The sequence below is a fragment of the Nocardia asteroides genome (genome assembly GCF_900637185.1).
Classification (GTDB): Bacteria; Actinomycetota; Actinomycetes; order Mycobacteriales; family Mycobacteriaceae; genus Nocardia; species Nocardia asteroides.
In genome coordinates this window covers 2,539,261-2,552,517 of record NZ_LR134352.1, presented here as the reverse complement: position 1 = coordinate 2,552,517, position 13,257 = coordinate 2,539,261, and the positions used below count along the sequence as shown (strand labels likewise).

At 70.8% G+C, this 13,257-nt stretch carries 14 protein-coding genes; 9 read left to right on the top strand and 5 right to left on the bottom strand.

The genetic code is table 11. From position 1 onward, the window contains the following. Positions 1-5 precede the first annotated feature (5 nt). Genes EL493_RS11930 through EL493_RS11915 form a run of 4 tightly spaced genes read left to right on the top strand, consistent with a single transcriptional unit; the run spans position 6 to position 3,749 of the window. Positions 6-725, top strand: coding sequence for a phosphoadenylyl-sulfate reductase (locus EL493_RS11930; protein WP_019045851.1), 720 nt, complete (start codon positions 6-8; stop codon positions 723-725). Beyond that, entirely contained in the window at positions 722-1,681 is a 960-nt protein-coding gene (cysD, locus tag EL493_RS11925) for a sulfate adenylyltransferase subunit CysD (protein WP_019045850.1), read from the top strand. The genes EL493_RS11930 and cysD overlap by 4 nt, the downstream gene beginning before the upstream one ends. Next, a complete protein-coding gene (locus EL493_RS11920; protein WP_019045849.1) occupies positions 1,681-2,976 on the top strand; it encodes a sulfate adenylyltransferase subunit 1 in 1,296 nt (431 codons plus the stop codon). The genes cysD and EL493_RS11920 overlap by 1 nt, the downstream gene beginning before the upstream one ends. After that, positions 2,976-3,749 carry a sirohydrochlorin chelatase gene (locus EL493_RS11915; protein ID WP_019045848.1) on the top strand — a complete coding sequence of 258 codons (774 nt, stop codon included), beginning with the start codon at positions 2,976-2,978 and terminating at the stop codon, positions 3,747-3,749. Before EL493_RS11920 ends, EL493_RS11915 begins: the two co-directional genes overlap by 1 nt. Positions 3,750-3,865: 116 nt before the next feature. On the opposite strand, the gene EL493_RS11910 is transcribed toward EL493_RS11915, so the two are convergent. Then, complete coding sequence (locus EL493_RS11910; RefSeq protein WP_019045847.1) at positions 3,866-5,545, bottom strand: Hsp70 family protein; 1,680 nt, start codon at positions 5,543-5,545, stop codon at positions 3,866-3,868. Positions 5,546-5,694: 149 nt separating this feature from the next. Here EL493_RS11910 and EL493_RS11905 point away from each other — a divergent pair, with 149 nt between their 5' ends. Next, entirely contained in the window at positions 5,695-6,306 is a 612-nt protein-coding gene (locus EL493_RS11905) for a hypothetical protein (protein ID WP_019045846.1), read from the top strand. 102 nt (positions 6,307-6,408) lie between these two features. Next, entirely contained in the window at positions 6,409-7,320 is a 912-nt protein-coding gene (locus tag EL493_RS11900; protein WP_019045845.1) for a hypothetical protein, read from the top strand. A 57-nt stretch (positions 7,321-7,377) separates the two neighbouring features. Here the strand turns inward: EL493_RS11900 and EL493_RS11895 are convergent, their stop codons facing one another. Further along, on the bottom strand, positions 7,378-7,986 hold the full coding sequence (locus tag EL493_RS11895; RefSeq protein WP_019045844.1) for a TetR/AcrR family transcriptional regulator: 609 nt from the start codon (positions 7,984-7,986) through the stop codon (positions 7,378-7,380). A 98-nt stretch (positions 7,987-8,084) separates the two neighbouring features. Between EL493_RS11895 and EL493_RS11890 the strand changes: the two genes are divergently transcribed. Beyond that, a complete protein-coding gene (locus tag EL493_RS11890; protein ID WP_019045843.1) occupies positions 8,085-9,497 on the top strand; it encodes an MFS transporter in 1,413 nt (470 codons plus the stop codon). A 9-nt stretch (positions 9,498-9,506) separates the two neighbouring features. Beyond that, on the top strand, positions 9,507-10,199 hold the full coding sequence (locus EL493_RS11885; protein ID WP_019045842.1) for an SGNH/GDSL hydrolase family protein: 693 nt from the start codon (positions 9,507-9,509) through the stop codon (positions 10,197-10,199). A 36-nt stretch (positions 10,200-10,235) separates the two neighbouring features. Here EL493_RS11885 and EL493_RS11880 read toward each other — a convergent pair whose 3' ends face one another. Continuing rightward, positions 10,236-11,174 (bottom strand): helix-turn-helix transcriptional regulator, encoded by a 939-nt coding sequence (locus tag EL493_RS11880; protein WP_019045841.1) that lies wholly within the window; start codon positions 11,172-11,174, stop codon positions 10,236-10,238. Positions 11,175-11,265: 91 nt separating this feature from the next. Here EL493_RS11880 and EL493_RS11875 point away from each other — a divergent pair, with 91 nt between their 5' ends. Then, the gene (locus EL493_RS11875) at positions 11,266-11,682 is read left to right on the top strand and encodes a VOC family protein (RefSeq protein ID WP_019045840.1); all 417 of its coding nucleotides are present in this window, start codon (positions 11,266-11,268) and stop codon (positions 11,680-11,682) included. A 4-nt stretch (positions 11,683-11,686) separates the two neighbouring features. Here the strand turns inward: EL493_RS11875 and EL493_RS11870 are convergent, their stop codons facing one another. Together EL493_RS11870 and EL493_RS11865 are read right to left on the bottom strand one after the other, a co-directional pair. Then, the gene (locus tag EL493_RS11870) at positions 11,687-12,487 is read right to left on the bottom strand and encodes an HAD family hydrolase (RefSeq protein ID WP_030202615.1); all 801 of its coding nucleotides are present in this window, start codon (positions 12,485-12,487) and stop codon (positions 11,687-11,689) included. A 564-nt stretch (positions 12,488-13,051) separates the two neighbouring features. Continuing rightward, positions 13,052-13,246: a hypothetical protein gene (locus tag EL493_RS11865; protein WP_022567203.1), complete on the bottom strand. Its 195-nt coding sequence runs from the start codon at positions 13,244-13,246 to the stop codon at positions 13,052-13,054. Positions 13,247-13,257 lie beyond the last annotated feature (11 nt).

Below are 13,257 nucleotides of genomic sequence, written 5' to 3'. Positions count from 1 at the left end.
CAACTGTGACAACGAATCTCGCCGCCAAGCTGTCCGAGGACGAACTGCGCGCCATCGCCGAGCAGGGCGCGGCCGAGCTGGGCTCCGACGCCTCGGCCGCCGACCTGATCGCCTGGACCGACCGCACCTTCGGCAACGGCTACATCGTCGCCTCCAACATGCAGGACGGCGTGCTGGTGCACCTGGCCGCGCAGGCCAGGCCCGGCGTCGACGTGCTGTTCCTCGACACCGGCTACCACTTCGCCGAGACCATCGGCACCCGCGACGCGGTGGAGGCCGTGTACGGCGTGAACGTGGTCAACGTGCGGCCCGAGCACAGTGTCGCCGAGCAGGACGAACTGCTGGGCAAGGATCTGTTCGCCCGCGACGCCGCCGAGTGCTGCCGGTTGCGCAAGGTCGTGCCGCTGAAGAAGTCGCTGACCGGCTACAACGCCTGGATCACCGGTATCCGCCGGGTGGAGGCTCCCACCCGCGCCAACGCGCCGCTGATCTCCTTCGACGAAGCTTTCGGCCTGGTGAAGATCAATCCGATCGCACCGTGGTCCGACGACGAGATGCAGGCCTATATCGAGGCCAACGGCATTCTCGTCAATCCCCTGGTGGAAGAGGGCTACCCGTCCATCGGCTGCGCACCGTGCACGCGCAAGCCCGAACCGGGGTCCGATCCGCGTAGTGGCCGGTGGGCCGGCCTCGCCAAGACCGAATGCGGATTGCACCAATCATGACCGTCACCACCACTGGGAGTGAGCCTGTGAGTACCGACACCACCGAACGCGACCTCGGCCTGACCGAGTTCGACACCCTCGCGGCGCTGGAGTCCGAGGCGATCCACATCTTCCGTGAGGTCGCGGGCGAGTTCGAGCGGCCGGTGATCCTGTTCTCCGGCGGCAAGGACTCCACCGTGCTGCTGCACCTGGCGCTCAAGGCCTTCTGGCCCGCGCCGCTGCCGTTCGCGCTGCTGCACGTGGACACCGGGCACAACCTGGACGAGGTGCTCGAGTTCCGCGACAAGGTGGTGGACAAGTACGGGCTGCGCCTGCACGTGGCCTCGGTCGAGGAGTACCTGGCCGACGGCCGCCTCACCGAGCGCCCCGACGGCATCCGCAACCCGCTGCAGACCGTCCCGCTGCTCGACGCCATCACCGAGCACCGCTTCGACGCGGTGTTCGGCGGTGGCCGCCGCGACGAGGAGCGTTCGCGCGCCAAGGAGCGGATCTTCTCGCTGCGCAACGCCTTCGGCCAGTGGGATCCGAAGCGGCAGCGGCCCGAGCTGTGGAACCTCTACAACGGCAAGCACGCTCCCGGTGAGCACGTGCGGGTGTTCCCGCTGAGCAACTGGACCGAGCTCGACATCTGGCGCTACATCGCCCGCGAGAACATCGATCTGGCCAGCATCTACTACGCCCACGAGCGCCCGGTGTACCAGCGCGACGGCATGTGGATGACCCCCGGCGTGTGGGGCGGCCCGAACGAGAACGAAGTGCTCGAGACCCGGTCGGTGCGCTACCGCACCGTCGGCGACGGTTCCACCACCGGCGCCATCATCTCCGACGCCGCCGACAACGAGGCCATCCTGGCCGAGGTCGCCGCGTCCCGACTGACCGAACGTGGTGCGACCCGTGGCGACGACCGCGTGTCCGAGGCCGCCATGGAAGACCGCAAGCGAGAGGGTTATTTCTGATGTCCGACCTATTGAGGCTGGCCACTGCCGGTTCTGTCGACGACGGCAAGTCAACCCTGGTCGGACGGCTGCTCTACGACACGAAGTCCGTGCTGGCCGATCAGATCGACGCCGTCACCCGCGCCTCGGTGGACAAGGGTCTGTCGACCCCCGACCTGTCGCTGCTCGTCGACGGCCTGCGCGCCGAGCGTGAGCAGGGCATCACCATCGACGTGGCGTACCGCTACTTCGCCACGCCGAAGCGGTCCTTCGTGCTGGCCGACACTCCCGGTCACGTGCAGTACACCCGGAACACGGTGTCCGGCGCGTCCACCGCGCAGCTGGTGATCCTGCTGGTCGACGCGCGCAAGGGCGTCATCGAGCAGACCCGCCGCCATGCCGCGGTGCTGGCGCTGCTCGGTGTGCCGAAGCTGGTACTGGCCGTGAACAAGATCGACCTGGTGGAGAACCCGGCCGAGGTCTTCGCCGCGATCTCGGCGGAGTTCAACACCCTCACCGCGAAGCTGGGCTGGGCCGACGAGGACGTCCTCGAGATCCCGGTGTCGGCGCTGCACGGCGACAACATCGCCAGCCGTTCCGAGAACACCCCGTACTACGACGGCCCCTCGCTGATCGAGCACCTGGAATCGGTTCCGGTGGACGCCGATTCGACCGGTGAGCACGCGCTGGGTCTGCGGTTCCCGGTGCAGTACGTGATCCGCCCGCGGACCGCCGAGTACCCGGACTACCGTGGCTACGCGGGTCAGATCGCGGCCGGCTCGGTCTCCCCCGGTGACGAGATCGTGGTGCTGCCCTCGGGCAAGCGCACCACCGTCGAGCGCGTCGACACTCCCGACGGTGAACTCGCCGTGGCGCAGGTGGGCCGCAGCGTGACGCTGCTGCTGGCCGACGAGGTCGACATCTCGCGCGGCGACATCATCGCCTCCCCCGCGGACGCGCCTGAGCCGATCGACACCTTCGACGCCACCGTGTGCTGGCTCGGCGACAAGTCGCTGCGCCCCGGCGCGCGGCTGCTGCTCAAGCACGGCGCCAAGACCACGCAGGCGATCGTCGGCGCGCTCGTGGAGCGTTTCGACGAGCAGACCCTGACGGCCGAGCCGAGCCCGGAGACGCTGGAGCTCAACGACATCGGCCGGGTCTCGCTGCGGCTGGCCGAGCCGATCCCGGCCGACGACTACCGCACCAACCGGCACACCGGTTCGTTCCTGCTGATCGATCCCGCCGGCGGCAACACGCTGGCCGCGGGCCTGGTCGGCGATGTGCTGACCGCCGTCGAGGTCGGTAGCGCGGTCTGATGTCGCTCGTGCTCGCTCCGCCGCGCGGCGCCGTCACGGTGCCGCGCGGCGGGAGCGAGCCCGCGTTGATCCTGGTGGCGCACGGCAGCCGGGATCCCCGTTCGGCGGCGAACGCGGCGGCTGTCCGCGATCTGGTCGCCGCGACCCGGCCGGACTTGACGGTCCGGTTGGCCTTTCTCGACCTCAACGCGCCCTCGGTCGACCAGGTGGTCGATTCGGTTGCGGCGCAGGGTTTCTCCCACGCCGTCGTCGTTCCGCTGCTGCTCGGCAGCGCGTTCCACGCCCGGGTCGATCTACCCGGTTTGCTGGACTCCGCACGGCGGCGTCACCCCCGGCTGCGGCTCGACCAAGCCGATGTCCTCGGGCCCGATCCGCGTCTGCTCGCCGCGCTGTGTGATCGGATCGCCGACGCGGCGCCCCATGCCACCGGCATCGCCGTGGCCGCCGTCGGCTCGACCCGTCCCGGCGCCAACGAGCGCACCGCCGAAGTGGCCGCCGAGATCGCCCGCCGCACCGGCCTTGCGGCCGAGATCTGCTTCGCGACAAGCGAACCCACCCTGACCGCCGCCGCCACTCGGCTGCGCGCCCGGGGCGCGGACGCCGTCGTCGTCGCGCCCTGGTTCCTGGCCCCCGGCCTGCTCACCGACCGGTTGCGCACTGCCGCACCGGATCTCGTGCATGCCGATACTCTCGGCGCCCACCCGATGCTCGCCGAAGTCGTCTGGGATCGCTACGACGCCGCGATCGAGGCCGACCTGGAGCTGTCTGCCTGACCCTCGCGGGTCGCTCGGCAACGTCTGACGCTCCCCCGGACGGTGCCGTAGACGCCGAGCATCGGCACGGACGCAGGTACCAGTTCGGACGCATCCCGTCCTGCGCGATGTCTCTCCTACGGTGAGCCCGCCGAGCTGACGGCGCCCGGTTCCCCCGCACCGGAATTCGCCGTACCGACCACCTCCGACCCGGAGGCCCCTCCCTCCGAATGCGCCGCTTCCGCCGCATCCGACGCCGATGTACCCGCGCTGGGCTCCGATACCCCCGCCCCGGGGCTCGGCGTCCCGTGATCCGGATCGTCGACATCGTGAGCGGGGACTGCCGCCTGGTCTCCTCCGGTCTCGGACTGCGGCCCGCCGCCGGGCACCGAAGCCGTGGATGTCACCTGCTCGGTCGCGGATGCCATCGTGGCCGTGATGGTGTCGCGCGGGCCGGACAACTCGGGATAGTCCGGTACCGAACCCGACGGGACTCGCAGTTCAGCGGCGAAGGGCAAGGGGCGATCCCGGCCAGGAGACGTCGAGTTCGGCGCGGCATCGGCGGCGGGCAGGGTGGCCGAGGTGAACGTCTCCAGCGCCGGTACCGCCTCGCCCGTGGCCCGGACGAGCGTAGCCGGATCCGGTGCCATGGCTCCCGGCACGCGCGGCGGTTCCGGTTGTGACCCGGCCGGCGACCAGCGGACCGCCGAGACGGTGAGCGGTCGTTCCGGCCATCCGGGGACACCGCGAGGTTCGACCGTCCCGCCGACACCTGGTTCGCCGATCGCCGGCACCACCCGGACGGGTGCCGCGACGGTGTTCCCCGGTCGGCCGTCCTCGATGCGCAGGAGACCGAGAACGGCCGGAATACCCAGGGGCACAGCGATGGCGGCGGCGATCAGGACACCGCGGGATCGCGGTCGCCGGACCGGGACCAGGACGCCGTCCACGGCCGGTCGGGCAGCGCCGAGCAGGGCCGCGCCCCTGGCGATGGTCTCGGCGGGTTTCGCACCGCGCACGACGGAACAGCGGAGCAGGTCGGCCAGGGTATGGGCCACGTCAGCCGGCGTCGCCGCGCCGCCGACGAGCAGCACCGCCGCCACCTCGTGCGGGGAAACCCCTGCGGTGCGCAGGCATTCGCGGACCAGCGGGAGCGAGTCCCGCACGTGCTGCGCGCGCACGGTCGCGACCCGGGCCGGGTCGACCCGCTCCCCCGGCGAATGGTCAGCGGCCGCCAGATCGTGCGCGGCCTCGGCCACGGCCGCGGCGCAGGCACGGCCGCCGAACTCGTAGGAGCGCACCGGCCTGCCCGCGACGCGGTGACCGTCGCTGTCGCGCACCAGCACCGCGAGATCGAGGGAACTCGCGCCGAGGTCGTATACCAGCAACGCACCCGAATCATTCGCGCCGTCTGGGCTGTCGTCCTCCGATCCGAGGTCGGCGAAGCCGTCCAGTGCCGCGGCTGCCGCGATCGGCTCGGCGATCAGTTCCAGCTCCGCCAGTCCCGCCCGGTCCAGCGCCTGCCGGAGCGCAGTGAGCTGACGCGCGCTGTACACCGCCGGGTACGCCAGCACCGCACGTTCGGCGACGGCGCCCGCCGCAGCCATCGCCGCGCCGAGCGCGGTCGCGACCAGGTCGGCGGCAGTCGCGCACGGAATGTCGCCGACGGCGGTCAGGTCACCGAACCCGAGAATCCGGGTGCCGTCGTCGGCCTCGACGGTCGCCCTGGTCACGCTGATCGCCGGATCGACACCACCGCCCACGGACACGCACACGCTGTTGCGGGCGCCGAAGGAGATACCCCAGCCGACCGGCATCACTCACCGCCTTGTCTCGGCCGATGCGCGACCGGGAACGTCTTTACCAATACCGAAGAAATAGTTTAGCCTCACCTAATCTTTTTTGGGAACGCACGTGAAGGGCAGCGATGACGGACGGTTTAGTGGTCATTCGACCGAATAACGCGGTGACGCCGACGGTCTGGGGCGCGCCACACGCGCCCGCGCCGCTCCCGCACGGCGGGCGGTGGCCGGCGCCCGAGCCGACCCGCCCACTCGGACCGCTCGACTCCTGGTGGCTGCTCGGCGCCACCACATTGGCCACGCTGGGCGCATTGGGGACGGCGGTATGGGTCGCCACCCACGTTCACCCGGATCCGATCCTGCACACCGCAGGCCTTTTCGTCCACCTGGCCGGACTGACCCTCGGATTTGGCGGCGTACTGATCGCGGACTACCTCACCGCCCTGTGGCTGCTCGGGCGCAGCACCTTGGCCGAAGCGATGACCGGCGTGAACCGGATGCATCTGCCGATCTGGCTCGGTCTCGCGATCCTGGTCGTGAGTGGATGCGTTCTGGAACCGAACCTGAGTTCCCCACTGACCCAGGTCAAGATGGCGGCGACCGCGATCCTCACCGTCAACGGATTGCAGACCACGATCCTGGGCAGGCGATTGTCGAACCATTCCGTGGCACCGCTGTCGGCGCCGCTCCTGCTGTGGGGTGCGGCATCGGGCGCGATCTCACAGATCTGCTGGTGGCCCGCCGTCGCCATCGGATTCTGGAACGCACAGCACTAACCCGTCGACGTGACCCAGCCCACAGGAGAATGCCCTTACCGACATACCCCCTAGGGGTATATGGTGGTGTCAACGCACAGAGCACGCAGAGAGGCGAGAACGATGACCACCAACGCCCACGCCGGACACCACGCCCACACCGAGCATCAGCACCACCACGCCGGGCACGGGATCGACACCACCGAGCGCGCCCCGCGTCAGCACGGCAAGCACGCGGCACCGGAGCACGGCGAGCACGCGGGTCACGGCGGCGCCCACGCCGGCCACGCCGCCGGCGCACCGGGCGGACTGCTGGTCACCCAGGACGGCTACACGCTCGATCTGGACACCACCGTTGCCGAGCCGGGCGCGATCGACTTCCGCTTCCGCATCCTCGGCCCGGACGGCACCCCGGTGACCGAGTTCGACCCGATCCACGACCGCGAGCTCCACCTGATCGTCGCGCGCCGCGAACTGACCGGGTTCTGGCACGTGCATCCGGTCCGCGAGGCCGACGGCACCTGGGCCATCCGGCTCGAACTCCCCGAGGCGGGCGCCTACCGGGTGTTCACCGACATCGCGCCGCGGGCACTGGGCCGCACGATCACCCTCGGCGCCGATCTGGCGATCGCGGGACACTATGCGCCGCAACCGGTTCCCGCGGTCGGCCGCACCGCGAGGGTCGACGGCTACGAGGTCACCGTCGACGGCGAGCTGCGCACCGAGGGCGACCTGCTGACTCTCACCGTCCGCAAAGACGGTGCGGCCGTGACGGATCTGCAGCCCTACCTGGCCGCGTTCGGCCACCTGGTGATCCTGCGGGCGGGCGATCTGGCCTACGTGCACGTACACCCGAACGGCGAGCCGGGCGACGGGGTCACCCCGGCCGGACCGGAGATCACCTTCCACACCGCGGTTCCCGGCCCCGGCACCTACCGCCTGTTCCTCGACTTCCGGCACGGTGACGTGGTGCGCACCGCCGCGTTCACCCTGACCGCCGCTGTCGCGGCGCCCCAGCACGCCCACCACCACTGAAGTCCATCGCGAACGGCGTCGTCACCCCCTGGTGACGACGCCGTTCGCGTTCGCGGGTCAGTCCGCGAGCAGCCGGGTCGCGATCGCCCGCGCGGCGTCGACCCGCGCCGAATCACCCAGCTGGCGTGCGACATTGGCGGCGCTGACCACCGCGTTGAGCTCGAAGACCAGCTGACCGGGGTCGACGCCGGGAAAGTCGCCGCCCTCCTGCGCCTTGCCGATCTCGGTCGTCAGCAACGCGAGCCATTCGTCATGATCGGACACCACCGCGTCGCGGACCGCGCCGTGCTTGCTGCTGAACTCGACCAGCGTGGCGACCCGGAAACAGCCACCGGGGAACGGCGGATCCTGGATGTGGGCGAACCAGCGCTCGATCAGGGTGCGAACCCGGCCCGCGCCGCGCGGCTCCTGGAGGCTGGGCGCGATCACCCGCTCGATGAAGACCTCCCGGGCGGTCTGGACAGCGGCGAGCTGCAGGGCCTCCTTCGTGCCGAAGAGGGTGGCGATGCCGCTTTTACTGAGGCCGAGATCGGTCGCGAGCATCCCGATGCTGATGCCGTCCAGCCCTTCGACGGAGGCGAGCTCGGCGGCCCGGCGGGCGATGGTCGCCCGCGCGCGGGCGCCCTTGGCCAGCCGCTGGTCGCCGGGCTCGGTCAGCTGAGTCATGGGAACCATTCTTCCACCACCTCTTGCCTATGTGAACGATCGGTCGTACTTTATTTTACGAACGATCGTACGTTCTTATTTCTCTCCGAAGGATTCCCATGACCGATGTATCCGCTCGGCCCCATGACCCACCCGCCGCGCTGCCCGGCGCCGCGGGGCGAACCCTGGCGGTGGCCTCCGGTGCGGCCTTCCTGGCGTTTCTGGATCTGTCCGTCGTCAATATCGCGTTCCCGACCATCGCCGCGACCTATCCCGGCACCGCGACCAGCACGCTGACCTGGATCGTCAGCGGCTACGCGATCGCCTTCGCCGCCCTGCTCACCCCGGCCGGACGCCTCGCCGACGTGCTCGGCAGACGCAAGCTCTTCGCCCTGGCCCTGGCCGGATTCGCGGTGACCTCCCTGCTGTGCGGGCTGGCGCCCGGCGCGGACTGGCTCATCGCCGGCCGGGTCCTGCAAGGCATGACGGCGGCGTTCATGGTGCCCGCCGCGATGGGCCTGGTCCTGGCCGCGACCCCGCGCGAGCGCATCGGCGCCGCCATCGGAGTCTGGACGGCCGCGGGCGGATTCGCCGCCGTGGTCGGCCCGGCCATCGGTGGCGCGCTGGTGGAGAGCCTGGGCTGGCGCGCGGTGTTCCTGGTCAACGTCCCGGTCGCGATCGCCCTGATCGTGCCGGGCCTGCGCCTGCCCGCGACCGAGGAACCGCCGCGGGGCGGTTCGCTGCCCGACCCCCTCGGCATCGTCGCCGTCGCGCTGGGTCTGGGCGCCCTGGTCGCCGCCGTCACCGAGGGGCAGAACTGGGGGTGGACGGCGCCGGGCACCCTCGTCGCGCTGCTCGGCGGAGCCGCCCTGGTGCTGTTCGCGCTCGTGCGCTCGTGGCGGCACCCGGAACCCGCGGTGGCCGTGTCCCTGTGGCGCGACCGGCGATTCGCGATCGCCAACGCCGGCTCGTTCCTGTTCGGCGCGACCATGTTCGCGTGGCTGCTCGCGGGCCCGCTGTTCCTGGATCAGATCTGGGGCTATTCGGTCCTCGGATCGGCGGCGGCGCTGACCGTCGGCGCGGCGGCGTCGATGGTGACCTCGATGATCGTCGGACGGCTCACCAGGCCGCAGGCCCAGCGCTGGGCCGGTGTGGTCGGCGCGCTGATGTACACCGCGTCGCTGGCGTGGATGAGCACCGACGCGTTCGGACCCGATCCCGCGCTGTGGTCGGCCTGGGTGCCCGCCGGGCTGCTCGGCGGCGGCGGTATCGGCATCGTCGTCACCGTGTTCGGCACCGCGGCCGCCAGTTCCGTTCCACCGCAGCAGTTCGCGGCGGGCATCGGCATGAATGTGACCGCGCGGCAGGTCGGCGGGGCACTCGGCGTCGCGGTGCTCGCCGCCGTGTTCACCGCGGTGCCCGGCGACCCGGTGCGCGCCTTCCACCTCGTGTTCGCGATCGGCGCCGCGATCGGACTGGCGGTCGCGCTCCTGCTGGCCCTGCCCCTCCGCGCCACCGACCATCAGAACTAGGAGCTCCCGATGACTTCCACCACCCCACTGTCGGATCCGAACACCGAGGCCGACGATCCGCTGCTGCTGTCTCGTGCACAGGCGGTCGCGCTGCTCGACGGCGCGCCATGGCAGCGCTTCGCCGTGCTGGGCGATTCGATCGCCGCGGGAACCGGCGATCCCAGCCCCGGCTATGCCGCCACCGGCTGGGCCGATCGGGTGGCCGCCGTCCTGTCGTCGGTGAATCCGGCGCTCGTCTACCGCAATACGGGGCGGATCGGCGCGACGAGCACGCAGGTCAGGGAACGGCAGTTGCCGCAGGTACTCGAGTTCGCGCCGGATCTCGTGCACGTCAGCTGCGGCGGGAACGATCTGTTCGAGGCGGGTGGGGATCCGAATCGGCTGCACGACAATCTGTCCGCCATGTTCGAGGAGCTGGCCGCGATCGGCGCCCAGTTGTCGGTCTTCACGGTGGCCGATGTGTGGGAGGTCGAGCGGATGGCGCCGATGCGGCCGATGCGCGAGCGCATGGCCGCGATGAACGAGGTGGTCCGGGCCGTCGCCACCGAGTACGACGCGGTGCTCACCGAGTTCTGGGACCATCCGGTCCGCACCCGGCCGACGCTGATGAGTGCCGATCTCATCCACTTCACCACGAGTGGGCACGCGGTGGTCGCGACCGAGGTCGTGCGGTCGCTGGCGCGGCGCGTCGACCGCGGCTGAGCGGACTGCATCCGGCTGCCCGCAGCCGGATGCACCTCAGCTGTTGCCGCGGACCAGTTCGGTGCCCAGGGCGACGAGTTCCGCCCTGACCTCCGGCGGGCCGACGACCTCGACATCGGCGCCCCAGCCCGCCAGCTGCCGGGCTACCATCTTCGCGGTGTCGGCCGTGATGCTCGCGCGGACGCGGCCATCGGGGGCCGGGCCGAGCAGAGTGCAGTTGCGCCCCTGCTGATCGGCGAGAATCGGCGCGAGTGCGGACGAGACCAGCACGGACGCGGCCACCGCGGCCCGGCGGCCCTCCATCGTGGTGACGATCGCCGCCCACGCGGCCTGCAAGTCGAAATCGGCGGGACGCTGGGCGGCTTCGTCGAGTATCTCGACCTCGCCGATCCGGTCGAGACGGAAGGTGCGCTGCCCGCGCTCGGTGCCGGCGACGAGATACCAGATCGTCTCCTTCTCGACCAGTCCCCACGGATGCACCACGCGGACGGTGCGCGCGCCCGAGCGCAGATATTCGATGCGGGCCTGGCGCCGGTCGACCACCGCGCGCTGGAGCGGCGGCAGCGCGGCGGGTTGCGCCGGATCCGGCCTGCCCCAGCGGGCCGGGTCGACCACCACCGCGTCGGCCGCCGCGGCCGCGTCCGCCCGGAAGGTCTGTGGCAACGCGCGAACGAGTTTGCGCAGCGCGGACTTCACCTCCGGCGCGGCCTGCGCGGCGGGTCCCGCGAGCAGGAACAACGCCCTGGTCTCGCCCGCGGTGAGACCGGACAGATCGGTGCGGGCACCGCCGACCAGGGACCATCCGCCGCCGCGACCCGCCTGCGGATACACCGGGATGCCCGCCGCCGACAGTGCCTCCAGGTCGCGCCGGGCGGTCGCCACCGACACCTCGAGTTCCGCGGCGACCTCCGCAGCCGTCACCCGTCCGCGCGCCTGCATCAACAGCAGGGTGGCCACCAGTCTGTCCGCTCGCATGGTCCGGAATTCTGCCCGACAAAGTGCTCATTCGGTGAGCACTTTGGCTGGCAGAGTCGTTCTCATCGACACCGACGAACCAGGAGCGAACATGCTGCAGGGAATGGCTACGACCACCTACTACGCCGACGACCTCACCGCCGCCAAGGACTGGTACACCGAGTTCCTCGGCCTGGCACCGTATTACGAGGTGCCGGGCGGGTACTACGAGTTCCGCGTGGGGCCGATGCAGGCCGAACTGGGCATCATCAACCGCGCCTACGCGCCGGCGGGCGCCCGCAACGCACCCGGGGGCGGCGGCGTGGTGTTCTGGCACGTCGACGACCTGGCCGCGACCTTCGACCGGTTGCTGGCGCTGGGCGCCACCGAGTACGAGCCGATCACCGAGCGTGGTGAGGGTGCCGGGTTCGCGACCGCGGCGGTGGTCGACCCGTTCGGCAATGTGCTCGGGATCATGACCAATCCGCACTTCGTCGCGATGACGGCGGCGAAGGCGGCGTCGGCCTAGCCGGTCAGGCGGCGAACCAGCGTTCGAGGACGGTGGCGACACCGTCCTCGGTGACGTCGCCGGTGACCTCGTCGGCCAGGGCGAGTACCGAATCGGGTGAACTCGCCATCGCGACCGAGTGGGCCGCCCAGCTCAGCATCTCGCGATCGTTGAAGCCGTCGCCGATGGCCAGGGTGGCGTCGGGCGCGACACCCAGCGCGCACCGGAGCCGTTCCAGCGCCCAGCCTTTCGTGACGCCCCGGCGCGAAACCGTGACCCACGGGCCGAATTCGCCGTGCACCCACGAGGTGTCGGGCACCTCGAGCGAGGCGAGCAGGCGCAGCATCTCCTCGATGCTGCCGCCGGGCCACCAGCCGTTCAATCGCGGGGTCGGCTCGCTGCTCAGCCGCTGATGGTCGACGAGCAGGAACTCGCCGATCGAGAACTCACCCGGCCCGTGGCCTGTCGCCCAGGGGTCCTCCCCCACCCGTTCGGCGGCGAAGATCATGTCCGGGAACAGCGCGCGCAGGGCGAGCACGGCCGGGCCCGGATCGAACGACTGCACCGCGACCGGCTCGCCGCGGGCCACGTCGAGATGGATGGCGCCGTTGGAACACAGCGCATGCCCCTCGATGAGCCCCAGCTCCCGCAGCACCGGACGCGTGGTCATGACGGTGCGCCCGGTCGTCACCACGACATGCGCCCCCGCCGTCACCGCCGCCCGCACCGCGGCCACGACCCGCGCGCTGATCCCCAGCCCCGTCGCCAACAGGGTCCCGTCCACGTCGAGCGCGATCAGTTTCGGCGCTCCCCCGAGTGATGCCATCGCCCTATTGTGCCCGCCCCCACCGACACCCACCCATTTTTCCCGCACGACTACCAGCAACGATCACCACCCGGCCCTCCGAAACCGTCACCCATAGCCAGACCACCCCCGACGAGGTGCCGCCGCTGGTGGTGCCGTCGGAGGCACTGCCCGAGGAAGCACCACCGGAACTGCCACCGCTGCAAGCACCACCGGGCGTGCTGTCGGAAGCAGTCGTCGGGCTCCGACCCGCCGCACGGCCATACGTACGCCACGCGGAAGACACCGCCACCGTATGCACTCAGCCACCGCGACAGGACCGAGCATCGCTCGTGGACGTGCCAGAAGTTTCGCCGCCGGAAGGGCCGCCATCGGCGATATCGGCTCCGTTCGATGCGCAACCGTGCTGGCTTACGCCCTCTCGATGCGCGCAAAGGCCACCGTGATTCAGCGGCGTGAATCACCGCCGCCTCCACCACCGGCGCCGGCGCTTCGCCGCCACCCGTCGAGCCGCCGCCCCGAATCGAACCGCCGGACAAGGTGTCGGCGAAGGAGCCATTCCGCTAGATGCGCAATCGTGCTGGCCTAAGCCCTCTCGATGCGCGCGCGAAGGCCACAGTTGTGCACGGCGTGAATCACCGCCGCGTCCACCACCGGCGCCGGCGCTTCGCCGCCACCCGTCGAGCCGCCGCCCCGAATCGAACCGCCGGACAAGGTGTCGGCGAAGGAGGCACTCTGCTCGATACGCATCCGCGCTGGCTCAATCGGTTCGATGCGCACGCTCGAAGGTC

Coding starts and splice junctions, on each gene's coding strand:
- EL493_RS11910 (WP_019045847.1), bottom strand. CDS start 5,545: ATGCCGGTCGGCTGGGGTATCTCCTTCGGCGCCCGCAACAGCGTGTGC.
- EL493_RS11900 (WP_019045845.1), top strand. CDS start 6,409: ATGACCACCAACGCCCACGCCGGACACCACGCCCACACCGAGCATCAG.
- EL493_RS11920 (WP_019045849.1), top strand. CDS start 1,681: ATGTCCGACCTATTGAGGCTGGCCACTGCCGGTTCTGTCGACGACGGC.
- EL493_RS11870 (WP_030202615.1), bottom strand. CDS start 12,487: ATGGCATCACTCGGGGGAGCGCCGAAACTGATCGCGCTCGACGTGGAC.
- EL493_RS11885 (WP_019045842.1), top strand. CDS start 9,507: ATGACTTCCACCACCCCACTGTCGGATCCGAACACCGAGGCCGACGAT.
- cysD (WP_019045850.1), top strand. CDS start 722: ATGACCGTCACCACCACTGGGAGTGAGCCTGTGAGTACCGACACCACC.
- EL493_RS11875 (WP_019045840.1), top strand. CDS start 11,266: ATGCTGCAGGGAATGGCTACGACCACCTACTACGCCGACGACCTCACC.
- EL493_RS11895 (WP_019045844.1), bottom strand. CDS start 7,986: ATGACTCAGCTGACCGAGCCCGGCGACCAGCGGCTGGCCAAGGGCGCC.
- EL493_RS11915 (WP_019045848.1), top strand. CDS start 2,976: ATGTCGCTCGTGCTCGCTCCGCCGCGCGGCGCCGTCACGGTGCCGCGC.
- EL493_RS11890 (WP_019045843.1), top strand. CDS start 8,085: ATGACCGATGTATCCGCTCGGCCCCATGACCCACCCGCCGCGCTGCCC.
- EL493_RS11880 (WP_019045841.1), bottom strand. CDS start 11,174: ATGCGAGCGGACAGACTGGTGGCCACCCTGCTGTTGATGCAGGCGCGC.